Genomic DNA, 21,432 nt, shown 5'->3' on the forward strand with positions numbered 1-21,432 from the left:
CCCGCTCACTTCAGCAGACCCTTGTTCTTCAGGTAGGTGCGGGCCACGTCCTCCGGGAGGCGGCGCCAACTGTCCACCTGTTCGTTCATGGTGGCCAGGTCGGCGGTGGTGAGGACCTCGTTGAGCCGGTCGAGCGCCTTGGTGGTTCCCGCGCCGCCCGCGCGGGCGCGGTTGACGACGGGGACGAGGTAGTCGGCGTTCTGGAGGTGCTTGTCGTCGGCGAGCAGGACGAGGCCGAACTCGTCGAGCGTGGCGTCGGTGGTGGTGGTCAGCACCATCTGGTCCTGGCCGTTCTGCACGGCCTTCTTGGCCTGGGTGGTGCCGACGCCCTTCGGGTCGACGCCGGTGATGTCGATCCCGTACGTCTTCCTCAGACCTGGCTCGCAGTACGGCCGCTCGACGCACTCGTCACCCGCGGCGAGGCGGACCTTGAGGCCGGACCTGCCGAGGTCGCTGAGGGTCTTGAGGTGGTGCTCGCGGGCGTACTCCTTCGTCACGGCGAAGGCGTTCTGGTCGACCGCCCTGCCCGGGTCGAGGACGGTGAGGCCGCGCGGTGTGGCGAGCTTGCGCAGGGCGGTCATGGTGGCGTCGAGGTCGGGTGAGCCGACCGGCGGTGCGTCGGCGCCGTTGGTCTTCGCGTTCAGCCAGTCGGCGAAGGTGGCGGCGTACTCCGCGACCACGTCGATCTGGCCCGATTCGAGTGCGGGTTCGTACAGTTCGCGGTTGGCGACGGTGAGCATCGAGGTCTTGTAGCCGGCCTGTTCCAGGAGCAGGGAGTACATCTGGGCGAGCAGGTCGCTCTCGGTGAAACCCGCCGAGCCGACGGTCAGGTTCTTGCTGTCGCCGGGCGGAGCGGTGACGTCGCCCTGTGTCTCCAGTGAGGGGCCGGTGCTGCAGCCGCCGGCGAGGAGCGCGGTGGCCAGGGCCAGGACCGCGAGGGTGGTGGCGGCGCGCCTCACCGGGTGCCCCGGGCCCACCGCGGGGACAGCCGCTCGGCGATCTCGAAGACGGCTTCGACGACCAGGGCGAACACGGCCACCAGAACGGCTCCCGCGACGACCTGCGGGGTGCTCGCCAGGTTGAAGCCGGCGGTGATGATCCGGCCGAGGCCGCCACCGCCCGCGAGGGCCGCGATGGTGGCGGTCGCGACGAGCTGCACGGCGGCGATCCGCACCCCGTTCATGATCATCGGGAGGGCGAGCGGCAGTTCCACGCCGAGGAGCATCTGCCGTCCGGTCATGCCCATCCCGCGCGCGGCCCGCACGACGTCCCCGTCGACCTCGCGCATCCCGACGTAGGCGTTGGTGAGCAGGGGCGGTACGGCGAAGAGGACCAGCGCGACGACGGTGGGGCCCTCGCCCCACGTGCCGATCGGGGTGAGCAGCAGGATCACCAGCACGGCGAACGTGGGGATCGCGCGGCCCACGTTGGAGATGTTCACGGCGAGCGCGCCGCCCTTGCCGAGGTGGCCGAGGACCAGCGCGACGGGCAGCGCGATCAGACAGCTGATGACGAGGCAGACGACCGTCAGGACGAGATGCTGGGCGAGGCGGTGCCAGACGCCGTCGTCGCCCGACCAGTGCGCCGGGTCGGTGAGCCAGTCCCAGGCCCCGGTCAGGGTGTTCACCGGCGGGCCGCCCGCGTCCAGGGGGTGATGAGCCACTGCACGCCGAGCAGCAGCAGGTCCGCGGCCACGGCGATGACGACGCACAGCACGGACGCGGTGAGCACCTGGGCCTTGAAGTAGGTGTTCATGCCCGCGTAGATGAGGTTGCCGAGCCCCCCGAAGCCGACGATCGCGCCGACCGTGACGAGCGAGACGGCCGACACGGTGGCGATCCGCAGGCCGGCCATCGCGGCGGGGACGGCGAGCGGGAGTTCGACGGTGAGGAGCAGCCGGACCGGTCCGTACCCCATGCCCCGTGCGGCCTGCCGGGTCTCCTCGGGGACCGCGCGCAGCCCCGCGAGGATGTTGCGCACGAGGAGAGTCAGGGAGTACAGGACCAGGCCGGCGGCGACCAGTGAGGCCGACAGTCCGTACACGGGCAGCAGGAGCGAGAACATCGCGAGCGACGGGACCGTGTAGAGGATCGTCGTCACCGCGAGGACCGGTCCGGCCGCCCAGCGCCAGCGGCGGGCGAGGACGGCGAGCGGCACGGCGAGGACGAGCGCGATCGCGACGGCGACCGCCGTGAGTTGGAGGTGCTGGACCGTCGCGTCGAGGAGGATGTGGCGGCGCGTGCTCAGGTACTCGCCGCAGATCCACTCGTTGCGCGCGAGGCAGTCGTCCGGGGGCGCGGTCACGCCACCATTGCATCGGGCGTCCGAGGTGGTCCGCGCGTTGTGGTGACCCGTACGGGGGTGGGCCGGTGCGCGGGGGTGGCGCTGAGTACACCGCGCGATACGGGTTCTGCGCCCCGTGTGGTCGCGGCGCCGTCTCCGTAGCGTCGTGGACGAGGCACAAGGCGTGCCGGACGGAGGGCGATGACGATGTTCCGCACAGCACGCCGCACCCATGGGACGGGCCCTGCCCCGGAGGCTCTGCGGCTGGTCAAGGTCACCAGGACCTACGGGGAGGCGGAGAGCGCCGTGACCGCCCTGGACGGGGTGACGCTCAGTCTGGCGCGGGGTACGTTCACCGCGGTCATGGGCCCCTCGGGGTCGGGGAAGTCCACGCTGCTGCAGTGCGCCGCCGGTCTCGACCGGCCCGACAGCGGCATCGTGATGGTCGACGGCACGGAGATGACGAGCGGCGGCGAGGCGGACCGGACACGGTTCCGGCGCGACCGGATCGGCTTCGTGTTCCAGCAGTACAACCTGCTGCCGACGCTGACGGTCGCGCAGAACACGGTGCTGCCGCTCCGGCTGGCCCGGCGTCCGGTGGACCGCGCGCACGCCCGGCGGGTCCTCACGTCGCTCGGCCTCGGCGACCGGCTCGGGCATCTGCCCGAGCAGCTCTCGGGAGGGCAGCGGCAGCGGGCGGCCATCGCCCGGGCGCTGGTCACCGAGCCACGGGTGATCTTCGCGGACGAGCCGACCGGGGCTCTGGACACCCGCAGCGCCCGTGAGGTGCTGGCGCTGCTGCGCCGGGCGGTGACGGAACACGGCAGCACGGTGGTGATGGTGACGCACGATCCGCTCGCCGCGGCGCACGCGGACGCGGTCGTGTTCCTGGCGGACGGGCGGCTCGCGGGCGAGCTGCGCGCGCCGACGGTGGACGCCGTGGCCGAACGTCTGGCGCACCTCGGCGACGACGCACCGCTGGGAGCGTGAGCCATGGTCACCCTTTCCCTGGCCCTGCGGTCCGTGCGCAAGCGTCCCGGCCGGTTCACCGCGACCCTGCTGTCGGCGTTCCTGGGCGCCGTGGTCGTCATGACGTTCAACTCGCTGCACGACACGGCCGGTCAGCCCGGCGTGGATCCGGTGAGCGCCGAGTCGCTGTCCACGGCGGCGGGCGTGGTGGGCGGATACGGCACCCTGCTGGTGTTCTTCGCGGTCGCCTCGACGCTCACGGTCAACGTGCGCCGGCGCGGCGCCGAGACGGAGCTGTTGCGCCGGTCGGGCGCCACGCCCGGGCAGATCCGGCGGATGGTGGTCGGTGAGGCGGTGGCGGTCGCGCTGGCGGGGACGCTGCTGGCGATCGGGCCGGCGATGCTCGGCGGGCGGGCCCTGCTGGGGCTGTTCGAGGACAGCGGCCAGGTGCGGCGGTCCGTGGACTACGCCTTCGGTCCCGTCGCCCTCATGTCGGGCATCGGCATCACGCTGCTCGCTTCGGCGGGCGCCGCGTTCCTCGCCGTGCGACGAGCGACCCGCGGGCACCGGCAGTACGGCCGCTCGCGGAGGGTCCTCGCGTACGCGGCGACGGCCGTCGGTGCCGCCGCCGTGTGCTCGACGTTCGCCTTCTCGGCGGGCGACGCCGCGCTGATGGCACCGCCGGCGTACGGAGCGGTCCTGCTGTCGGTGGGCTGCGCGCTGTTCGCACCGAGGCTCCTGACGGCGCTGCTCGACCGGCTGCCCCTGACGGGTCCGATCGGCTACCTCGCGGTGCGCAATCTGCGGCGCCGCGCCGACGAGTTGTCCGGGGTCCTGATGCCGCTGATCCTGTTCACCTGCATGGCGACGGCGACGCTGTACATGCAGGCCGTCGAGAACGACGCGATCGACGCCTCCGGGCTGGTGAAGTCCGTCGACTCGAAGAACCTGGAGACCCTGAACCTGGTCGTGGTAGGCATCATCGTGGTGTTCTCCTGCGTCATGCTCGTGAACTCCCTCTACGCGGCGACGACCTACCGGACCAGGGAGTTCGGCGGTCAGCGGCTGGCCGGCGCGACCCCGGGTCAGGTTCTCGGCACGGTCGGCACGGAGGGCGTGATCCTCACGGTGACGGGCGTCCTCCTCGGCACCGTGGCGGCGCTCGCCGGGATCGTCCCGTTCACGCTGGTCCGCACCGACGCCGCGTGGCCGGGCCGGGGTCCGGGCATCTGGCTCGCTGTCGTCGCGGTCGCGGCGGCGGTGACGCTGGGGACCGGATTGCTGACGACACGGGCGGCCCTGCGCACTCTCGCTGTCGAGGCGGTGGCGTCGGGCGAGTGATCATCGTGGCACGGGATCCGGACGAGGAGGGGCGGCCGGCGAGCGGCTGCCCCTCCCGCACGTCCCGGGCGTGGGTCCTTCCGGTCCCGGCCGTGACGGCGAGACGCCCCGCTCAGCGCACCCGGCCGCGCGGCTTCAGGGGCACCGGGGGCAGGTCCGGAGCGTGCAGCGGTGCGCCGTCGTAGCCCTTCACCTCACCGAAGCGTGAGCCCTTCGCCCAGTCCTGGCGGGCCTGTTCGATCTCCTCCTGGGTGCGGCCGATGAAGTTCCACCACATGATCAGCTCCTCCTCGAACGGTTCACCGCCCAGGAGCATGAGGCCCGCGTCCGTCGCGGCGCGCAGCGGGAGTTCGGTCCGGCCGCAGCCGAGGTACAGCATGGAGCCGGGGAGCATCGGCACCCCGTCGACATGGGCCTCGCCCGACATGGCGAGGACGGCGTACTCGAAGTCGGGCTCCAGCGGCAGGCGCAGGTCCGCGCCGGTCGTGAGGGCCAGGTCGGCTCCGACGATCGGGGTGTACGTCGTACCGGGCGAGGTGGTGCCGTCGACCGTGCCCAGCAGGAGCGTGGCCCGCAGGCCGGGTGCGGTGACGACCGGCAGTTCGCCGTGGTGCTCGAAGTGCGGGTCGGTGTGGCGGTGGCTGTCCGGCAGGGCGACCCAGAGCTGCGCGCCGTGCAGCAGGCGGGCGTGCGGGCGGGGGCTCTCCTCGGAGTGGCTGATCGCGCGGCCGGAGGTCATCAGGCCCAGTTCGCGCGGGCGGATCGTCTGGAGGCTGCCCGTGGAGTCGCGGTGCAGCACCTCGCCCTCGTGCAGCCAGCTCACGGTCTGCAGGCCCATGTGCGGATGCGGCGGGACCTGCATGCCGGGTTCGTCGGCGATGTCGTCGGGACCGTAGTGGTCGACGAAGCACCAGGCGCCGACCATGCGCCGGCCCAGGTTGGGGAGCAGGCGGCGGACTTCGGTGGACTCGCCGAGCTTGACCCGGCGAGGGCTGAGGAGTTCGCGCACCGGCTCGGCCACCACGAACCCGCGGCCGCCGCAGAGGGCGGGAACCGCCTCCCGATCAAGATTGCTCATGGCCCACAACCTAGACCCGTCGGGGACCTCACGTCAGGTCGTCGAACCGCCCATCCAGGGGCACTTGGCTCAGAACAGGCGCGATGGGTCAGGACCCCGGCCCCGGCCCGTACGCCATTGGACGGACCCGGTCCGTCTCGCCGGCCTCCAGGTCGCGAGGCGAGGCGGCCGCCTCATGCGCCGCTCCTGGTTCCCGGCGCCCATCCGAAATATAGTAGCCATGTACATAGTAGCCATGTATGGTTTCTCTCATGAGTTCAGCGAAGTCGGTTTCCGAGAACGCGACGCCCGGTTTCCTCGTCTGGCGCCTGTCGATGAAGTGGCGGGTCGCGGTCGACCGGGCGGTGGGCCCGCTGGGCCTGACGCACGCGCAGTACTCGCTGGTCGCGTCGCTGTACGGCATGCACCGGGACGGTGTGCGACCCAGCCAGCGCCGGCTCGCCGACCACACCGGACTCGAACCGCTCTACGTCTCGAAGCTGGCCCGGTCCCTGGAGGCCGCCGGCATCGTCGACCGCACACGCGACCCGGCGGACCCCCGGGCGGTGCAGCTGTCCCTCACCGAGGAGGGACGCGAGACCACCCGCCGCGCGATCACCGTGGTCCAGGGCCTGCTGGAACAGCTTCTCGCCCCCCTGGGCGGCCTCTCGGGGGACCGCACCCGTGCGTTCAGCCGCGAGCTGGCCACCCTGCTCGACGTACCGCTCGATCCGCACGCCGGAGCCGGAGCGGCTTCGGACGCGACCTCTTCCAAGGAGCAGCCATGAGCACCTCCGTTCCGTCCACTCCCGCCGCCCTCCCCGTCAACGGCCAGGTCATCGGCCTGGCCCACTACGCGAGCCGCGCCGCCCTGGAGCGGGTGCTGGCGCACAGCGGCACCAGCTTCAACCAGTCCGTGGCCCTGCGCGCCGTCTCCGACAGCGGTGGGAGCGTCGAGCGCGCGTGGCTGGTGGGCCGACTGACCGGCGCGCTGAAGATCGAGGAGTCGGCGGCCCGCGCGACCGTCGAGGAGATGACGGCGCGTGAGCTCCTGGCGGAGCCGAGCGCCGAACGGGTGTCCCTCACCGACGCCGGGCACGAACTCTTCGACTCGATCCGCACCGCGGGCAACGCGATCGCGGCCCGGCTGTACGCGGGGATCCCCGCCGAGGACCTCGCGACGGCCGGGCGGGTCCTGGCCCTCGTCACCGAGCGGGCCGACGCGGAGTCGGCCGCGGCACAGGCGGCCGACCGCATCAGGTAGTGGAATATTCAACCAACCGGAGCGGTTGTGGAGCGTCGAAGGAGGTCAGCAGTGGACATGACGTACTACGACCACGGAACGGCCGCGGAGCGCTGGGAGCGGGGCCAGCTGTTCTTCGACGCCAAGGACTACGCCGCGGCGGCGCGGGTGCTGGACGGGCTGGTCGAGGAGACCCCGGAACAGGTGGGGCCCCGGCTGCTGCTGGCCCGCTCCTACTACCACTCGGCCCAACTGCGCCGCGCCGAGACCGAGTTGCGTGCGCTCGTGGAGATCGACCCGGTCGAGCACTACGCCCGCCTCATGCTGGGGCGCACGCTGGAGCGTCAGGGGCGGCACGCGGAGGCGGCGTCGCACCTGCGGATCGCGTCGGCGCTCGCGGGCGACTTCCCGCAGGTCTGATCCGCTCCGCCGCAATCCGCCGGGAGGGCCGGTCACTTCGGTGACCGGCCCTCCGGTGTGTCCGGCCGCGGAACGGCCGCGCCCGTCTCGAAGGGCCCGCGCTCACCTCGAAGGCACCGGGCGTCCCGAGAAGTTGCGGGACTCGCCCGGCGCCGCCTCGATCGCAGCGAGCCGGCTTGGCATCCTGGCGCGATGGCATCCGAACGTGACTCCAGCGCCTCCCGCACCCTCAGCGACCTGGTCGAGGAACTCCTCGAACACGAAGGTCCGTTGCCGATCTTCGGGGCCGGGGACCCCGTACTGCGCATGGCGGCCCAGCCGTTCGACGGGCAGCTCGACCAGGGCCTGCTGGCCCGGTTCGTGGCCGCCCTGCGCGCCACGATGCACGCGGCACCGGGCGTCGGCCTCGCGGCGCCGCAGGTGGGGGTGCCGCTGCGGCTCGCCGTCATCGAGGACCCGGCGCCGGTCCCGGAGGAGATCCGCCTCGCTCGCGCACGGGTGCCGCAGCCGTTCCGGGTGCTGGTCAACCCGTCGTACGAGGGGGTCGGCGCGGCCCGTGCCGCGTTCTTCGAGGGCTGCCTGAGCGTTCCCGGTTACCAGGCCGTGGTGGCCCGTCCCGTGGAGGTGCGGCTGACCGCGTGGGACGAGCGGGGGCTGCCGGTCGACGAGGTGTTCCGTGGCTGGCCGGCCCGTATCGTCCAGCACGAGACGGACCACCTGGACGGAACGCTCTACCTCGACCGCGCGGAACCGCGCAGCCTGTCCTCGAACTGGGCGGCGGCGGAACTCTGGGGCCAGCCGACACCGGAACGAGCCGCTCAGGAGCTGGGGTTCACACTCCCGGGATAGAGCGGACGGGCCGGGGCGCCGCCCGCCGGATACCTGCTCGGGCGAGGGCCGGTGCCGCCCGCCGGAAGCTGCGCGGGCGGGGTCGGCTCCCTGGGGCGGCGGGGCCGCGCGCACGAGCGGACCTGTGGCTCACCGGGCCCGCGACGCTGCGACCGGGCTTCCGTGAGCAGCGGCACGGGAGGCCGGCCGCCCGTGCCCGGCCCTCGTGGTCCCGAGCTCACCCCCGGTGACGCGGAGACCACCGCGGCCGGAATGCGAAGGGACACAAGCACGTGACGCGCAGGCGGCCCCGCCCCCTAATTCGGAGGCGCTGCGAACAGCGCTCCGGCTACCCTGACCGCATGTCCACGCCCCGCATCTCTTAGCTACAGGACCCGCTTCCACGCCACCCGTGTGTCCTCGTGCTGATTGATCCCTGGAGCGTTCCCCCATGATCACCGTTCGCGGTGTCGACGTGCGCGTCGGCGCCCGTCTGCTGCTGTCCGACCTGTCCTTCCACGTCTCCCCCGGCGACCGCATCGGCCTGGTCGGCCGAAACGGCGCGGGCAAGACCACCCTGCTGAACACCCTCGCCGGGCAGGCGAGGCCCGCCGCCGGAACGGTCTCCCGCACCGGTGCGGTCGGATACCTCCCCCAGGATCCGCGCGCCGCGGATCCGTCGGTCACGGTCACCGACCGGCTCCTGTCGGCGCGGGGACTCGACCGTGCCGTACACGCGCTGCGATCGGCCGAGACCGCCATGGCCGACGGATCCGAGCGCGCGATGAACGCCTACGTGCGCGCCGAGGCCGAGTTCCAGGCACGCGGCGGCTACGCGGCCGAGGCCGAGGCGGCCCGGGTCGCCGCGGGCCTCGGCCTGCCGGCCGGGGTGACGGGCCGGCCGATCGGCACCCTGTCCGGGGGCCAGCGGCGCCGCGTCGAGCTGGCCCGCATCCTCTTCGCCGACGACGGAATCCTGCTCCTCGACGAGCCGACGAACCATCTGGACGCCGACTCGGTCGCCTGGCTGCGCGGGTTCCTGAGCGGCCATCAGGGCGGGCTCGTCCTCATCAGTCACGACACCTCGCTGATCTCCGACGTCGTCAACCGCGTCTTCCACCTGGACGCGCGCCGCGCCACGCTCGACGCGCACAACACCGGCTGGGCGGCCTACCTCGCGCAGCGCGACGCCGACGAGCGGCGCCGGACCCGGGAACGGGCGAACGCCGAGCGCAAGGCGGCGTCCCTGCACGCGCAGGCCGACAGGATGCGCGCCCGTGTCTCGACGGCCGTGGCGGCGAAGAACATGGCCCGCCGCGCCGACCGTCTGCTCTCCGGGCTCGAACCGGTCCGGCGGACGGAGAAGGTGGCCCGGATCCGGCTCCCCGAGCCCGCGCCCTGCGGACGGATGCCGCTCGGCGCCGTGGCGCTGACGAGGTCGTACGGCGATCTGCGCGTCCTCGACGGGGTCGACCTGGCCGTGGACCGGGCCAGCCGTCTGGTGGTCCTCGGCCCGAACGGCTCGGGCAAGACCACGCTGCTCCGTCTGCTCGCCGGCCACGACCGCCCGGACAGCGGGCGCGTGGTGCCCGGGCCTGGCCTGCGTCTCGGCTACTTCGCACAGGAGCACGACACGCTCGACCCCGCGGGTACGGTCCGCGCGCACCTGGCCACCGCCGCGCCGCACCTGACCGACGGCGAGGTGCGCCGGGTGCTCGGCTCGTTCCTGTTCACGGGGGACGACGCCGACAAGCGCGTCGAGGTCCTCTCCGGCGGCGAGAAGACTCGGCTCGCGCTGGCCGGCCTCGTCCACTCCGGTGCGAACGTGCTCCTGCTCGACGAGCCGACCAACAACCTCGACCCGGCCTCCCGTGCGGAGGTCCTGGCCGCGGTGGCCACGTACCCGGGCGCCCTCGTCATGGTCACCCACGACGAGGGTGCCGTCGACGCGCTGCGTCCGGACCGGGTGCTGCTGCTCCCTGACGCGGACGAGGACCTGTGGAGCGAGGAGTACCGGGAGTTGGTCTCCCTCGCCTGACGTCGGGCGCTCCGGGGACAGCGGCGGGCCGGGTGGCACACCGTGTGCCACCCGGCCTCTCGGTCCGTGGCCCGCGCCGCGGGTCGTCCCCCCGGCGGGCCGGCCCGCTCAGGCGTCCCGGTAAGCCTCCAGGAGGCGCAGCCAGACCTCGCTGACCGTCGGGTAGGACGGGACGGCGTGCCAGAGGCGGCTGATCGGGACCTCGCCGACGACGGCGACGGTCGCGGAGTGGATCAGTTCGCCGACGCCGGGGCCGACCAGGGTGAGGCCGAGGACGACCTCGCGGTTGATGTCGACGATCATGCGGGCCTTGCCGCGGTAGCCGTCGGCGTAGAGGCCCGCGCCGGCCACCGAGGACATGTCGACGTCGACGGCCCGGACGCGGTGACCCGCCTGTTCCGCCTCCGCGAGGGACAGGCCGACGGCCGCCGCCTCCGGGTCGGTGAAGACGACCTGCGGGACGCCGGCGTGGTCCGCGGTCGCGGCGTGCGCGCCCCACGGGTCGGTCTCCAGCAGCGGCACCCCGGCGGCGCGGGCGGCGATGGCGGCGCCCGCGATCCGGGCCTGGTACTTGCCCTGGTGGGTGAGCAGGGCACGGTGGTTGACGTCCCCGACGGCGTACAGCCACTCGCTGCCTACGACGCGGAGGCTGTCGTCGACCTCCAGCCACGTGCCGTCCTCCAGGCCGACGGTGTCGAGGCCGAGGTCGTCGGTGCGGGGCGCCCGGCCGGTGGCGAAGAGGATCTCGTCGGCCTCGATGCGGTCGCCGGTGTCCGTGAGCGCGACGACCGTCGAGCCCTCGCGGGACACGGCGGTCACGGAGACGCCGGTGCGCACGTCCGCGCCCGCCTCGGTCAGCGCCTCGGCGACCAGCTCACCGGCGAAGGGCTCCATGCGGGGCAGCAGGCCCTTGCCGCGGACGAGAAGGGTGACCCGGGAGCCGAGGGCCTGCCAGGCCGTGGCCATCTCGGCGGCGACCACGCCGCCGCCGACCACGATCAGCCTCCCGGGCACGGCGTGCGCGCTGGTGGCCTCGCGGCTCGTCCACGGCTTGACCTGGTCGAGTCCGGGCAGGTCGGGCAGGAGGGCGCGGGTGCCGGTGCACACGGCGACCGCGTGCCGGGCCGTGAGCGTCGTCCGGGTGCCGTCGGGGCCGTCGACCGTCACCGTGCGGGGACCGGCCAGGCGGCCTCGGCCGCGGTACAGGACCGCTCCGATGCCGTCCAGCCAGCCGATCTGGCCGTCGTCCTTCCAGTCCGAGGTGAACCAGTCGCGGTGGGCGAGCACCGCGAGGGCGTCGAGGGGGCCCTGTACGGCCTGGGCGAGGCCGGGTACGCGGCGGGCGTCGGCGCGGGCGATGGCAGGGCGCAGCAGGGCCTTGCTGGGCATGCACGCCCAGTACGAGCACTCGCCGCCGACCAGTTCGCTCTCCACGACCGCGGTGGAGAGGCCGGCCGCGCGAGCGCGGTCGGCCACGTTCTCCCCCACGGGCCCGGCACCGAGCACCACGACGTCGTAGGCGATGGATTCCGTTTCCGTCATGGGGTCAGTCTGGTTGCTGGTGTGCGCCGTGGCCACACGGGTACGGGCGCGGAATACGCCCCCGGTGGGTGGCGTTGTGCAAACCGGCATGAGCCGGACGTGAGGAAGAGGGAATATCGCATGAGCAGCACCGTGGAGCTCACCAAGGAGAACTTCGACCAGACGGTCACGGACAACGAGTTCGTCCTGATCGACTTCTGGGCGTCCTGGTGCGGGCCGTGCCGTCAGTTCGCGCCGGTCTACGAGAAGGCAGCCGACGCGAACCCGGATCTGGTCTTCGCCAAGGTCGACACCGAGGCACAGCCGGAGCTCGCCGCCGCCTTCGACATCCAGTCCATCCCGACCCTGATGATCGTGCGCGACCAGGTCGCGATCTTCGCGCAGCCCGGCGCGCTCCCCGCGGAGGCACTGGAGGACGTGATCGGGCAGGCCCGGAAGCTCGACATGGACGAGGTCCGCAAGTCGGTCGCGGCCCAGCAGGCCGCGGCGGCCGAGGGTCAGCAGGCCCAGGCCGGCGAGTGATCTGAAGCGGGCACGGCGTCACCCGGCGGCGGCGCCGGGTGACGAGCCGTGTCCGCGCGGCGTCCGGACGCTCTCGGTGAGCCGCGAGGCGCCCGGCACCGACGGGCCCGGGAGTGCCTAGAACGGATACCCGGCCACGTCCCCGCGCACCGTCGTCCAGCGGACGTCGGTGAACGCCTCCAGGTTGGCGTCGCCGCCGAAGCGGGCGCCGGTTCCCGAGGCGGCGGTCCCGCCGAAGGGCGCGACGGCCTCGTCGTTGACGGTCTGGTCGTTGATGTGGGCGATCCCGGTGGGGATGCGGTCGGCGAGTTCGAGCCCGCGCGTGGTGTCGCGGGTGACGATGCCCAGCGAGAGACCGTACGGTCCCGCGGAGGCGAGGGCCGCGGCCTCGTCGAGGGTGTCGAAGGAGCGGACCGGCGCGACCGGTCCGAAGACCTCCTCCGCGTACGCGGGCGTCGTGTCGTCGACCCCCGCCAGCACGGTCGGCCGGTAGAAGAGCCGGTCGTGCTCCCCGCCCGCCGCCAGCTTCGCGCCGCGCGCCGTGCTGGCCTCCACCAGCCCCCGGATCTTGGCGAGTTGGGCGTCGTCGATGATGGGGCCGAGGTGCACCTGCTCGCGGTAGGGGTCGCCGACGGCCAGTGAGTCGGCCTTCGCCGCGAGCCGTTCGACGTACTCCTCGTACAACGAGGCGTGGACCAGGTGGCGGCCGGTCGTCATGCAGATCTGGCCCTGATGGAAGAACGAGCCCCAGGCGGCCGTGGAGATGACGGCGTCGAGGTCGGCGTCCGCGAGGACGACCAGGGCCGAGTTGCCGCCCAGTTCGAGGTGGGCGCGCTTGAGATGACGGCCGGCCGCCTCCCCGACCGCACGGCCGGCGCCGGTCGAACCGGTGAAGGAGATGACCGGGACGAGCGGGTCGGCGACCAGCGCCTGACCGACCTCGGCGCCGCCGGGCAGGACCTGCAGCAGCCCGTCGGGGAGCCCCGCCTCGGCGAAGACTGCGGCGAGCGCGAGACCGCCGCACACGGCGGTCCGGGGATCCGGCTTGAGGACCACGCCGTTGCCGAGCGCGAGCGCCGGGGCGACCGAGCGGATCGAGAGGATCAGCGGCGCGTTGAAGGGCGCGATCACGCCCACCACACCGACCGGGACGCGCCGCGTGTACGACAGACGCGGGGCCTCCGAGGGCAGGACCTGGCCGGTCGGGCGGGAGGCGAGGGCGGCCGCCTCGTAGCACTCCTGGGCGGCGACGTGCAGTTCGAAGTCCGCCTTGCCGGGGATGGAACCGGACTCGCGCACGATCCATGTGCGCAGTTCGTCGGCGTGCGCGGCGAAGAGGTCCCCGGCCTTGCGCAGCACGGCGGCACGCACGAAGTGCGGGGCACCGGCCCACGCGGTGCGGGCCGCGTCGGCGGCCCGGGCGGCCGTGGCGACGTCGTCGGCGGCGGCGAGTGTGACGGCGCCGAGACGCTCGCCGGTGGCGGGCTCGGTGACGGTGTGCTCACCGCCCGAGAGCGGGCGGGTCTGCCAGGTCGTGGGGTCGAGCAGCGGCATGTCGGCTCTCCGATCGTTCCCTGATCACACGCTGGGTGCTGCGGATGGTTCGGCGGTGATACGGCTCGTGGTCTGCCGGGCTTCCGGTCCCGGCCTGCCGGGGCCGGCGTCCGGGCACGGGGCTCGGCGCGGGGCCTCCGACGCGGCTCACAACGTGAGCGGAAGTCCCGTGTACTGGGCGGCCAGTTCGGCGGCCGCGGTGCGGGACGCCGTGATCCGGCGCAGCCGCGCGAGCTGCATCCGGTGTTCGAAGGCGTCGCCATCTGGTTGAGCGTGCAACATCTTAGTCATGTCGTACGAGAAACGGGTGGCGTGCCACACCCGTGTGAGCGCCACCTCGGAGTAGCGGTCGAGCAGCCGGGAGGATCCCGAGCGGTGCAGTTCGGCGAAGCCCTGCGCGAGGACCCGTACGTCGGACACCGCGAGGTTGAGCCCCTTGGCGCCGGTCGGCGGCACGATGTGGGCGGCGTCCCCGGCGAGGAACAGCCGTCCGTGGCGCATCGGTTCGCGGACCAGACTGCGCATGGGCGTGACCGACTTGGCGGTGACGGGACCGCGCTCCAGTCGCCAGTCCCCCTCGACGGCGAAGCGCGCGGCCAGTTCGTCCCAGACCCGCCCGTCGGGCCAGTCCGCGGGGTCGGTGCCGTTCGGGACCTGGAGGTAGAGGCGCGACACGGACGGGGAGCGCATGCTGTGCAGGGCGAAGCCGCCTTCACCCCGGGCGTAGATCAACTCCTCGCAGGACGGCGGCACATCGGCGAGGATCCCCAGCCAGGAGTACGGGTAGTCGTGCGCGTACGAGCGGCTCGTCCCGGCCGGCAACGCGGCGCTCGCGACGCCGTGGGAACCGTCGCAGCCCACCACGTAGTCGCAGTTCAAGGTCCGCTCGCGCCCCTCGTGCAGGAACCGCACGCGCGGCTCGTCGCCCTCCGCCCCGTCCACGGCGAGCGCCCGCGCCTCGAACAACAGGGGTGGTCCGTCGTCGAGTTGGAGGGCGACGAGATCCTTCACGATCTCCGTCTGCGCGTAGATGGTGACGGTACGGCCGCCGGTGAGGCCGGGGAAGTCGATGTGGTGGCGCTCGCCCTCGAAGCGCAGCTCGATGCCCCGGTGCACCAGGCCCTCGGCGTCCAGCCGGTCACCCACTCCGCAGGCGCGCAGTGCGTCGACGGTGCCCTGCTCGAGCATGCCGGCCCGCTGGCGCCCCTCCACGTAGGCCCGGTTCCTGCTCTCCAGGACGACGCAGCCGATCCCCGTCCGGTGCAGCAGGCGGGCCAGCAGGAGCCCGGCCGGGCCGCCGCCGATGATGCCGACCGAGGTCCGCATGACGCCTCCGCTGTCCGGTGCCGCCGGCTCGGAGCTCCGGCGGGTTCGAGGGGACCAGTCCCGGCGCGGGGGCCGGGCGAACAGGCCCAGCCTCTCTCAGCTCGACGCGCGGTGCACGACCCGTGCGCCCAGCACCTCGTGCGTCTCGGGCTCACCGCCGGGTTCACGGACGGCCCGGTCGACCAGTTCGGCGAGGTCACGGCCGGAGGGCAGCTCGATGTGGACGGTGCTCAGCCGGGGCCGGAGCAGCCGGCCGAGCATGAGGTCGTCGGCGCCGACGACGGCGGTCTCGTCCGGGACCGTGATGCCCTCGTCCTGGAGGGCGCGCATCAGGAGCATCGCGTACTCGTCGTTGTAGGCGAAGACGGCGTCGAGGCCCAGCGAACGCCAGCGGGCCGCGAGCCGGGCGGCGGCCTCCTCCTCGTACGGCAGAGGCAGCTCGGTCACCGTCGCGTCGGTGCCGCGCAGTGCCCGCCGGACACCGTCGAGGCGCGGCACGGAGAAGATCTCCAGGCCGGCCTCCCCGGGTATCACCACGCCGACGCGGCGCCGGCCGCGGGCCAGCAGGTGCTCCCCCGCCGCGTGTCCGACCCGGTCGTGGTCCATGAGGAGCGCGTGGGCGCCCTCGACGCGCTCGGGGCCCAGCGTGACGACGGCGCGGGCGCCGGCCCTCTTGAGGACGGCCACGCCCTGCGGGCCGAGCCCGCTGCCGGGGACCAGGACGGCGACGGGCCGCAGCTCGGCCCAGGCGCGGGCGGCCTCGTCGCCGCGCAGGCCGACGCTGCCGTACTGCACGACGGTGTAGTCGAGCCCCCCGAGGGCCCACTGGAGCTCGCTGAAGAACTGGTTGTAGAGGGGGCCCGCGGGGACGGCCGGGGCGGGCATCAGGACCATGCGGCTGTGACCGGCGCGCAGGCTGCGGGCGGCCGCGTGCGGGACGTAGCCGAGTTCCTCGGCGGCCTCGCGGACACGGCGGCGGGTGGGTTCGCTGATGCGGACGGCGCTGGTGTTGTTCAGGACGTACGAGACGGTCGCGCGCGAGACTCCCGCGAGGCGCGCCACGTCGGCGCTCGTCGGCACGGGTCGCTGCGCGGGCGCCGGCTGGGCGGGCTGCTTCGGTATCTGCACCATGACGTACGGCATCCTTCCAGAAGCCCCGAACAGCGCTTCGGGCCGGGGCGCCCCGGCACCGTCCGACGGGCGGAACTCCCGCTTCCGCAAAGGGCGTTGGCCGCCACGTACCGCTCTGCCCGCGCAGAGGTTACCGTTCGGTAGACAACGTCCTCAGGAGGTGTCCGCATGGCTCTCGACCGCACCCCAGGCCTGACGGAGAGCGCGCGCGCCCTCGCCGACGGCGAGGTGACCTCGCGCGAGCTGGTCGAGCGGGCGCTCGACCGCATCGAGGCGAGCCGCTCCACGCTCAACGCGTTCCGGCTGGTGCGCGCCGAGGCGGCGCTCGCCGAGGCCGACGCGGCGGACCGCGAGCGGGCGGCGGGTGGCCGGCGGCCGCTGCTCGGGGTGCCGGTGGCGGTCAAGGACGACATGGACGTGGCGGGTGAGCCGACCGCGTTCGGCTGCCCCGGCGCCCACCCCCGGGCGGCCGAGGACGGCGAGGCGGTACGCCGGCTGCGCGTGGCCGGAGCCGTCGTGATCGGCAAGACGAACACCTGCGAACTGGGGCAGTGGCCCTTCACCGAGGGCCCGGCCTTCGGCGCGACCCGCAATCCCTGGCACACCGGGCACACGCCCGGGGGCTCGTCGGGAGGCTCCGCCGCGGCGGTCGCCGCGGGTCTGGTCCCGGCGGCGCTCGGTTCGGACGGCGCGGGCTCCGTCCGCATCCCGGCCGCCTGGACCCACCTGGTCGGCATCAAACCGCAGCGCGGCCGGATCTCGACCTGGCCGCGCCCCGAGTCGTTCCACGGCATCACCGTCAACGGCACGCTCGCCCGCACCGTCGCGGACGCGGCCCTGCTGCTGGACGCGGCGAGCGGCAGCCACCACGGCGACCTGCACCGGCCGGCGGCGCTGCGCGTCCACGACGCGGTGGGCCGCGACCCGGGCCGGCTGCGCATCGCGCTGTCCCTGAAACCGCCGTTCACGGCGGTGCCCGCACGGCTCGATCCCGCCGTACGGGCGAAGGTGGTCGCTCTCGCGGAGCGGCTCGCCCGGCTCGGGCACACGGTGGAGGAGGCGGAGCCGCGCTACGGACGGATCGGGCTCGCGTTCGTCCCGCGGGCCACGGCCGGCATCGCCGAGCACGTGCGCGAGGCGCCGTTCCCCGAACTCCTCGACCGGCGTACCCGCGACGCCGCGCGGCTCGGCCGGCTGCTGGGCGGGGCGCCGCTGCGGGCGGCCCGGCGTGCCGAGGCGCTGCTGCACCGGCGCGTCGGCGCGCTCTTCGAGGGGTACGACGTCCTGCTCGCGCCCACGACCGCCGCTCCCCCGCCGCGGATCGGAGCCATGCTCGGCCTGGGCGGCCTCGGCACCGACCGGGCGATGATCGCCGCCTGCCCCTACGCGTGGCCGTGGAACGTCCTCGGCTGGCCGGGCGTGAACGTGCCCGCGGGTTTCGTCGGCGACGGGCTCCCGGTCGGCGCCCAACTCCTCGGCCCGGCGGACAGCGAGCCGCTGCTCGTGTCGCTGGCGGCGCAGTTGGAGGACGACCAGCGGTGGCACGACCACTGGCCTCCGCACAGGGCCGTCGCCGACTCCCCGGCGGCATGAGGGAGTCGCGGCCTTACCCTGGCGTCATGGACGACGCGCCGATGGTCGGTTTGATGGGACGGGTGACCGGCACGGTCGGACCCGGGCTCGTCGGTGAGGTGATCGTCCGGGTACGCGGCGGCGCCGAGCACTTCCTCGCCTACCCGGCCGCCGCGAAGGACCGTATCGAGCGGGGCACGGTGGTGATGGTCGTGGAGTACCTGCCGCCCCGCACCGTGTACGTGTCGCCCGCCTACGACGCCTGACACCGTCGGCCTTCCTGCGCCGCGCATACGACAGTTGAGCCCGCCCCGCCCCAGGTGAGAGGCGGCGGCGTCAAGAACGCGACAAGGATTCGCCGGCCTCTGTACCCCGGGGGCGGCGAGGAGCACACTCCGTTCGTTCGGTGCCGAGAGGGCACCATTCCAAGGGGGCGTATGCCGATGGTTGTCGGCGTCGTAGCGGGGACGGTTGTCCTCGCAGTGATCTTCATCGTCGTGGTCTTCAAGCTCATGTGGCGGGTGGCGGAGCCCAACGAGGCACTCATCATCTCCGGTTCGAAGCATCGGACCGAAGGCCTCGAGGAGGGCATGGGTTTCCGCATCGTGACGGGGCGCGGCACGCTGGTGATGCCGGGCGTGCAGGCGGTGCGGAAGATCTCGCTCGACCTCAACGAGACCGAGTTGCACGTGGACTGCGTGACCACCCAGGGCATTCCGCTCAAGGTGCGGGGCGTGGTCATCTTCAAGGTGGGCGACGACTTCGTGTCGATCGCCAACGCGGGCCGCCGCTTCCTCGACCAGCAGAAGATGATGGCCGAGCGGGTGCACAACGTGTTCGCCGGTCATCTGCGTTCCATCGTCGGCGGGTTGACCGTCGAGGAAATGATCAGGGACCGGGAGAAGCTGACCGGGCAGACGCGGGCGGCGTGCGGGACGGAGATGGAGAAGCTCGGTCTGATCGTCGACTCGCTGCAGATCCACGAGATCGAGGACCCGACCGGGTACATCAAGAACCTCGCGATGCCGCACGCCGCCGCCGTCCAGCGGGACGCGCGCATCGCGCAGGCCGAGGCGAACCGTCTCGCCACCGAGGCCGAGCAGAAGGCCGCGGCCCGTATGTCGGAGGCGACCCGGGACAGCGAGATCCTGCAGGCCGGGTACCAGGCCGAGCGCGACAAGGCGGCGGCGAAGTCACGGCAGGCCGGACCGCTCGCGGACGCCGCGGCCCGGCAGGACGTCGTCGTGCAGGAGACCCGGATCGCCGAGCTCGACGCCCTCCGCCGCGAGCAGCAGCTCCAGGCGGACGTCCGCAAGCCGGCGGACGCCCAGGCGTACGAGACGCGGGCCCGCGCCGAGGCCGAGCGTGACGCGCGTATCTCGGCCGCGCAGGCCAAGGCCCAGGAGACCGAACTGGCCGCCGCGGCCGAGGCGAACCGGGTCAAGGCCGCGGCCAACGCCGAGGCCGAGGCCACGAAGGCACGGGGTGCGGCCGCCGCGCTGGCGACCAGGGCCACCGGTGAGGCGGAGGCGGCAGCGGCCCAGGCCAAGGGGCTCGCCGCCGCGGAGTCCACCCGCGCCCAGGGCCTCGCCGAGGCCGCGGCCATCCAGGCCCGGGCCGCCGCGCTCGCCGAGAACCAGGAGGCGGTGGTCGCCCAGCAACTCGCCGAGAACTGGCCGGAGATCGTCAAGGCGGGTGCGAGCGCGTTCGGCAACGTGGACCACATGGTGCTGCTCAACGGGGCCGACGGCATGTCGGAGCTGTTCGCCAAGGCGCTCACCATGGGCGGCACGGGGCTCGGCCTGGCCCGCCAGTTGCTCGCCACGATGGGCCCGGAGGGCGCACCGGCCAGGAGCGGGACGACGGGGGTCAACGGCTTCACGCCGCCGCTCACCGAGAAGGTCCCCGTGGAGAAGGACGAGGGGTGACGCGGACGCGCTGAGACGCGCGGGACAGCGGGATCACTCAGGTGAGACGCGGGCGTACGGGAGTTGAGCGACGACTCCGGTGCGCCCGCGCCGTGTCTCTGAGCCGATGACCTGCGGCGGGCCGGACGACGCACGACGGGACCAGTGACGTACGGCAGCCCCGATCCCCGCGAAGTGTGCCGCTGCGCATGGGAGTTGAGCCGCCGGCCGCACCGGGCGGCCGTCCGGTGCGGGCGCCGGGGCCCGGTGGTGACCGCCCCGCCCGGCGAACTCCCGTGGCCAGGCTCTACCGTGGCCCGCGTGACTGCCTCTACCGATGAAGACGTCCCCGGCCGCTACGGTCCCACCGCGACCACCGAGGCCGAAGCCCGCGACGTCGGCCCCGTGAAGACCGAGTACTCCCCCGCGCACGACGGCGACCCCGACCCGGGCGAGATCGTCTGGACGTGGGTGCCCTTCGAGGAGAACGACGGCCGGGGCAAGGACCGCCCCGTGCTGGTCGTGGCCCGGGAGCCCGCGGGCACCCTGTTGGCGGTCCAGCTCTCCAGCAAGCGGCATGACGGCGACCGCGAGTGGGTCGCGATCGGGAGCGGGCCGTGGGACCGGACGGGCCGGGACTCGTGGGTGGCCGTCGACCGGGTGCTCCGGTTGCACGAGGACGGGATGCGCCGCGAGGCGTGCGCCCTGGACCGGATGCGGTTCAACTCCGTCGTGCACCGGCTGCGCGAGCGGTACGGCTGGCGCTGACGGGGGACAGGTGACCGCCGGACGGCCCCGTCACACTCCCCGGAGTTCGTAGGCGAACGCCTGCTCGAAAGCACGGTGGGTGGCGCGGTCCGGCGTGCGGTCCAGGATGCCGAACACCACGTGGTCGAAGTACCCGTCGAAGCGGCCCCGGACCAGCAGCCCGCGGAAGGCCGCCGCCACCTCGGCCGGATCGTTCTGGAAGACCCCGCAGCCCCAGGCACCTAGCACCAGACGGCGGTATCCATGGGCGGCGGCGGTCTCCAGGACGCGTTCGGCACGGACCGCGAGCGCGCGGGGCAGCCCGGCCGCGCGCTCCGGGGCGGTCCGCAGCACGACGCCCGCGTTCGGAGCAGCCGCGGTCAGGAACCCGGCCGGGAACGGCTCGTCGAGGAGCCTGCCCCGGTCGTCGCGGAAGACGGGTACGCCGGGTGAGTGGATGACACGGTCCGTGTAGAACGCGTCGCGGTGGGCGCGGTGATGGTCGTAGAACCCCCGGGCCCGCAGCAGGCAGCCGTACAGCGCGGAGGCGCGGCACAGGGCCTCCTCCTGGGCCTGGGCGCCGTTCAGATAGCCGCCGCCCGGATTGCGCGCCGAGGAGAAGTTCAGCACCGAGACCGGGTCGTCGCCCAGGGCCGTCAGCCGGCGGGCCGCCGCCAGGCTGCTCTCGCCCGTGACCTCGAACGACGTGCTGCCGGGGGTCACCGAGGGTGTCTCCACCGGCTCGGGCCCGTGCAGCTCCGTCCCGGACCGGGCCGACTCGACGGCGGCGGCGATGGACACCCGGCCGCCGGAAGGGCCGCGGTAGCCGCCGGCCGCCACGATCTCCTCGGTCTCCCGGGCGATCGCACGCAGGCGCGCGCTCATGGCGTGACCCCCGTACGCGCCACGAGCACGGCCCGTGTGTTCTCCCCCGTCGTGCCCATGAACGCAT

General features: G+C 73.5%; 21 protein-coding genes. 12 read left to right on the plus strand and 9 right to left on the minus strand.

All coding sequences use genetic code 11. The annotated features are described in order from the left end of the window. Window positions 1-5: 5 nt before the first annotated feature. From ACIRQH_RS05620 to ACIRQH_RS05630, 3 genes are read right to left on the minus strand one after another with little or no spacing between them, the layout of a single operon-like run. Complete coding sequence (locus ACIRQH_RS05620; protein ID WP_388870865.1) at window positions 6-959, minus strand: ABC transporter substrate-binding protein; 954 nt, start codon at window positions 957-959, stop codon at window positions 6-8. Further along, window positions 956-1,627 (minus strand): ABC transporter permease, encoded by a 672-nt coding sequence (locus ACIRQH_RS05625; protein ID WP_388870868.1) that lies wholly within the window; start codon window positions 1,625-1,627, stop codon window positions 956-958. Before ACIRQH_RS05625 ends, ACIRQH_RS05620 begins: the two co-directional genes overlap by 4 nt. Next, window positions 1,624-2,304, minus strand: a complete 681-nt coding sequence (locus ACIRQH_RS05630) for an ABC transporter permease (RefSeq protein WP_358815798.1) — start codon at window positions 2,302-2,304, stop codon at window positions 1,624-1,626. The genes ACIRQH_RS05625 and ACIRQH_RS05630 overlap by 4 nt, the downstream gene beginning before the upstream one ends. Window positions 2,305-2,484: 180 nt before the next feature. Here ACIRQH_RS05630 and ACIRQH_RS05635 point away from each other — a divergent pair, with 180 nt between their 5' ends. Both ACIRQH_RS05635 and ACIRQH_RS05640 read left to right on the plus strand, forming a co-directional pair. Further along, window positions 2,485-3,273, plus strand: coding sequence for an ABC transporter ATP-binding protein (locus tag ACIRQH_RS05635; RefSeq protein ID WP_388870871.1), 789 nt, complete (start codon window positions 2,485-2,487; stop codon window positions 3,271-3,273). A gap of 3 nt (window positions 3,274-3,276) precedes the next feature. Then, window positions 3,277-4,593: an FtsX-like permease family protein gene (locus ACIRQH_RS05640; protein WP_404224358.1), complete on the plus strand. Its 1,317-nt coding sequence runs from the start codon at window positions 3,277-3,279 to the stop codon at window positions 4,591-4,593. 112 nt (window positions 4,594-4,705) lie between these two features. On the opposite strand, the gene ACIRQH_RS05645 is transcribed toward ACIRQH_RS05640, so the two are convergent. Next, window positions 4,706-5,671, minus strand: coding sequence for a pirin family protein (locus ACIRQH_RS05645; protein ID WP_388870876.1), 966 nt, complete (start codon window positions 5,669-5,671; stop codon window positions 4,706-4,708). 251 nt (window positions 5,672-5,922) lie between these two features. Here ACIRQH_RS05645 and ACIRQH_RS05650 point away from each other — a divergent pair, with 251 nt between their 5' ends. From ACIRQH_RS05650 to ACIRQH_RS05670, 5 genes are all read left to right on the plus strand, one after another. Beyond that, on the plus strand, window positions 5,923-6,438 hold the full coding sequence (locus ACIRQH_RS05650) for a MarR family transcriptional regulator (protein WP_358815794.1): 516 nt from the start codon (window positions 5,923-5,925) through the stop codon (window positions 6,436-6,438). Further along, complete coding sequence (locus tag ACIRQH_RS05655) at window positions 6,435-6,914, plus strand: MarR family winged helix-turn-helix transcriptional regulator (protein WP_388870878.1); 480 nt, start codon at window positions 6,435-6,437, stop codon at window positions 6,912-6,914. The genes ACIRQH_RS05650 and ACIRQH_RS05655 overlap by 4 nt, the downstream gene beginning before the upstream one ends. 51 nt (window positions 6,915-6,965) lie before the next feature. Further along, window positions 6,966-7,313, plus strand: a complete 348-nt coding sequence (locus ACIRQH_RS05660; RefSeq protein WP_404224360.1) for a tetratricopeptide repeat protein — start codon at window positions 6,966-6,968, stop codon at window positions 7,311-7,313. A gap of 192 nt (window positions 7,314-7,505) precedes the next feature. Continuing rightward, complete coding sequence (locus ACIRQH_RS05665) at window positions 7,506-8,162, plus strand: peptide deformylase (RefSeq protein ID WP_358815791.1); 657 nt, start codon at window positions 7,506-7,508, stop codon at window positions 8,160-8,162. Window positions 8,163-8,592: 430 nt separating this feature from the next. After that, window positions 8,593-10,179: an ABC-F family ATP-binding cassette domain-containing protein gene (locus tag ACIRQH_RS05670; protein WP_404224361.1), complete on the plus strand. Its 1,587-nt coding sequence runs from the start codon at window positions 8,593-8,595 to the stop codon at window positions 10,177-10,179. 108 nt (window positions 10,180-10,287) lie between these two features. Here the strand turns inward: ACIRQH_RS05670 and ACIRQH_RS05675 are convergent, their stop codons facing one another. Next, complete coding sequence (locus ACIRQH_RS05675; protein ID WP_404224362.1) at window positions 10,288-11,721, minus strand: dihydrolipoyl dehydrogenase family protein; 1,434 nt, start codon at window positions 11,719-11,721, stop codon at window positions 10,288-10,290. A gap of 120 nt (window positions 11,722-11,841) precedes the next feature. On the opposite strand from ACIRQH_RS05675, the gene trxA reads away from it, so the two are divergent. Continuing rightward, window positions 11,842-12,243, plus strand: a complete 402-nt coding sequence (gene trxA / locus ACIRQH_RS05680; protein ID WP_358819755.1) for a thioredoxin — start codon at window positions 11,842-11,844, stop codon at window positions 12,241-12,243. Between the two features lie 117 nt (window positions 12,244-12,360). Here trxA and ACIRQH_RS05685 read toward each other — a convergent pair whose 3' ends face one another. The 3 genes from ACIRQH_RS05685 to ACIRQH_RS05695 form a co-directional block, all read right to left on the minus strand. Beyond that, on the minus strand, window positions 12,361-13,797 hold the full coding sequence (locus ACIRQH_RS05685) for an aldehyde dehydrogenase family protein (protein WP_388870885.1): 1,437 nt from the start codon (window positions 13,795-13,797) through the stop codon (window positions 12,361-12,363). Window positions 13,798-13,944: 147 nt separating this feature from the next. Continuing rightward, window positions 13,945-15,123: a 4-hydroxybenzoate 3-monooxygenase gene (locus tag ACIRQH_RS05690; RefSeq protein WP_404224365.1), complete on the minus strand. Its 1,179-nt coding sequence runs from the start codon at window positions 15,121-15,123 to the stop codon at window positions 13,945-13,947. Between the two features lie 96 nt (window positions 15,124-15,219). Next, window positions 15,220-16,254, minus strand: a complete 1,035-nt coding sequence (locus ACIRQH_RS05695) for a LacI family DNA-binding transcriptional regulator (RefSeq protein WP_388870887.1) — start codon at window positions 16,252-16,254, stop codon at window positions 15,220-15,222. Window positions 16,255-16,422: 168 nt separating this feature from the next. Here ACIRQH_RS05695 and ACIRQH_RS05700 point away from each other — a divergent pair, with 168 nt between their 5' ends. The 4 genes from ACIRQH_RS05700 to ACIRQH_RS05715 all read left to right on the plus strand — a co-directional run bounded on the left by ACIRQH_RS05700 (window position 16,423) and on the right by ACIRQH_RS05715 (window position 20,501). Beyond that, a complete protein-coding gene (locus ACIRQH_RS05700; RefSeq protein WP_388870890.1) occupies window positions 16,423-17,847 on the plus strand; it encodes an amidase in 1,425 nt (474 codons plus the stop codon). Window positions 17,848-17,873: 26 nt separating this feature from the next. Beyond that, window positions 17,874-18,092 carry a hypothetical protein gene (locus tag ACIRQH_RS05705; protein WP_081220586.1) on the plus strand — a complete coding sequence of 73 codons (219 nt, stop codon included), beginning with the start codon at window positions 17,874-17,876 and terminating at the stop codon, window positions 18,090-18,092. Window positions 18,093-18,263: 171 nt separating this feature from the next. Then, window positions 18,264-19,754: an SPFH domain-containing protein gene (locus ACIRQH_RS05710; protein ID WP_358819760.1), complete on the plus strand. Its 1,491-nt coding sequence runs from the start codon at window positions 18,264-18,266 to the stop codon at window positions 19,752-19,754. A gap of 300 nt (window positions 19,755-20,054) precedes the next feature. Then, window positions 20,055-20,501 carry a type II toxin-antitoxin system PemK/MazF family toxin gene (locus tag ACIRQH_RS05715; RefSeq protein WP_358819761.1) on the plus strand — a complete coding sequence of 149 codons (447 nt, stop codon included), beginning with the start codon at window positions 20,055-20,057 and terminating at the stop codon, window positions 20,499-20,501. A 30-nt stretch (window positions 20,502-20,531) separates the two neighbouring features. Here ACIRQH_RS05715 and ACIRQH_RS05720 read toward each other — a convergent pair whose 3' ends face one another. Continuing rightward, the gene (locus tag ACIRQH_RS05720) at window positions 20,532-21,365 is read right to left on the minus strand and encodes a TIGR02452 family protein (RefSeq protein WP_358819762.1); all 834 of its coding nucleotides are present in this window, start codon (window positions 21,363-21,365) and stop codon (window positions 20,532-20,534) included. Between the last annotated feature and the right edge of the window lie 67 nt (window positions 21,366-21,432).

The organism is Streptomyces sp. NPDC102279, from assembly GCF_044766365.1.
In the GTDB taxonomy this organism is placed as follows: Bacteria; Actinomycetota; Actinomycetes; order Streptomycetales; family Streptomycetaceae; genus Streptomyces.

Excerpts from the sequence above, each read along its gene's own strand:
- ACIRQH_RS05690 (WP_404224365.1), bottom strand. The coding sequence starts at position 15,123 with ATGCGGACCTCGGTCGGCATCATCGGCGGCGGCCCGGCCGGGCTCCTG.
- ACIRQH_RS05695 (WP_388870887.1), bottom strand. The coding sequence starts at position 16,254 with ATGGTGCAGATACCGAAGCAGCCCGCCCAGCCGGCGCCCGCGCAGCGA.
- ACIRQH_RS05675 (WP_404224362.1), bottom strand. The coding sequence starts at position 11,721 with ATGACGGAAACGGAATCCATCGCCTACGACGTCGTGGTGCTCGGTGCC.
- ACIRQH_RS05670 (WP_404224361.1), top strand. The coding sequence starts at position 8,593 with ATGATCACCGTTCGCGGTGTCGACGTGCGCGTCGGCGCCCGTCTGCTG.
- ACIRQH_RS05645 (WP_388870876.1), bottom strand. The coding sequence starts at position 5,671 with ATGAGCAATCTTGATCGGGAGGCGGTTCCCGCCCTCTGCGGCGGCCGC.
- ACIRQH_RS05635 (WP_388870871.1), top strand. The coding sequence starts at position 2,485 with ATGACGATGTTCCGCACAGCACGCCGCACCCATGGGACGGGCCCTGCC.
- ACIRQH_RS05700 (WP_388870890.1), top strand. The coding sequence starts at position 16,423 with ATGGCTCTCGACCGCACCCCAGGCCTGACGGAGAGCGCGCGCGCCCTC.
- trxA (WP_358819755.1), top strand. The coding sequence starts at position 11,842 with ATGAGCAGCACCGTGGAGCTCACCAAGGAGAACTTCGACCAGACGGTC.
- ACIRQH_RS05665 (WP_358815791.1), top strand. The coding sequence starts at position 7,506 with ATGGCATCCGAACGTGACTCCAGCGCCTCCCGCACCCTCAGCGACCTG.
- ACIRQH_RS05655 (WP_388870878.1), top strand. The coding sequence starts at position 6,435 with ATGAGCACCTCCGTTCCGTCCACTCCCGCCGCCCTCCCCGTCAACGGC.
- ACIRQH_RS05640 (WP_404224358.1), top strand. The coding sequence starts at position 3,277 with ATGGTCACCCTTTCCCTGGCCCTGCGGTCCGTGCGCAAGCGTCCCGGC.
- ACIRQH_RS05685 (WP_388870885.1), bottom strand. The coding sequence starts at position 13,797 with ATGCCGCTGCTCGACCCCACGACCTGGCAGACCCGCCCGCTCTCGGGC.
- ACIRQH_RS05720 (WP_358819762.1), bottom strand. The coding sequence starts at position 21,365 with ATGAGCGCGCGCCTGCGTGCGATCGCCCGGGAGACCGAGGAGATCGTG.
- ACIRQH_RS05650 (WP_358815794.1), top strand. The coding sequence starts at position 5,923 with ATGAGTTCAGCGAAGTCGGTTTCCGAGAACGCGACGCCCGGTTTCCTC.
- ACIRQH_RS05705 (WP_081220586.1), top strand. The coding sequence starts at position 17,874 with ATGGACGACGCGCCGATGGTCGGTTTGATGGGACGGGTGACCGGCACG.
- ACIRQH_RS05710 (WP_358819760.1), top strand. The coding sequence starts at position 18,264 with ATGCCGATGGTTGTCGGCGTCGTAGCGGGGACGGTTGTCCTCGCAGTG.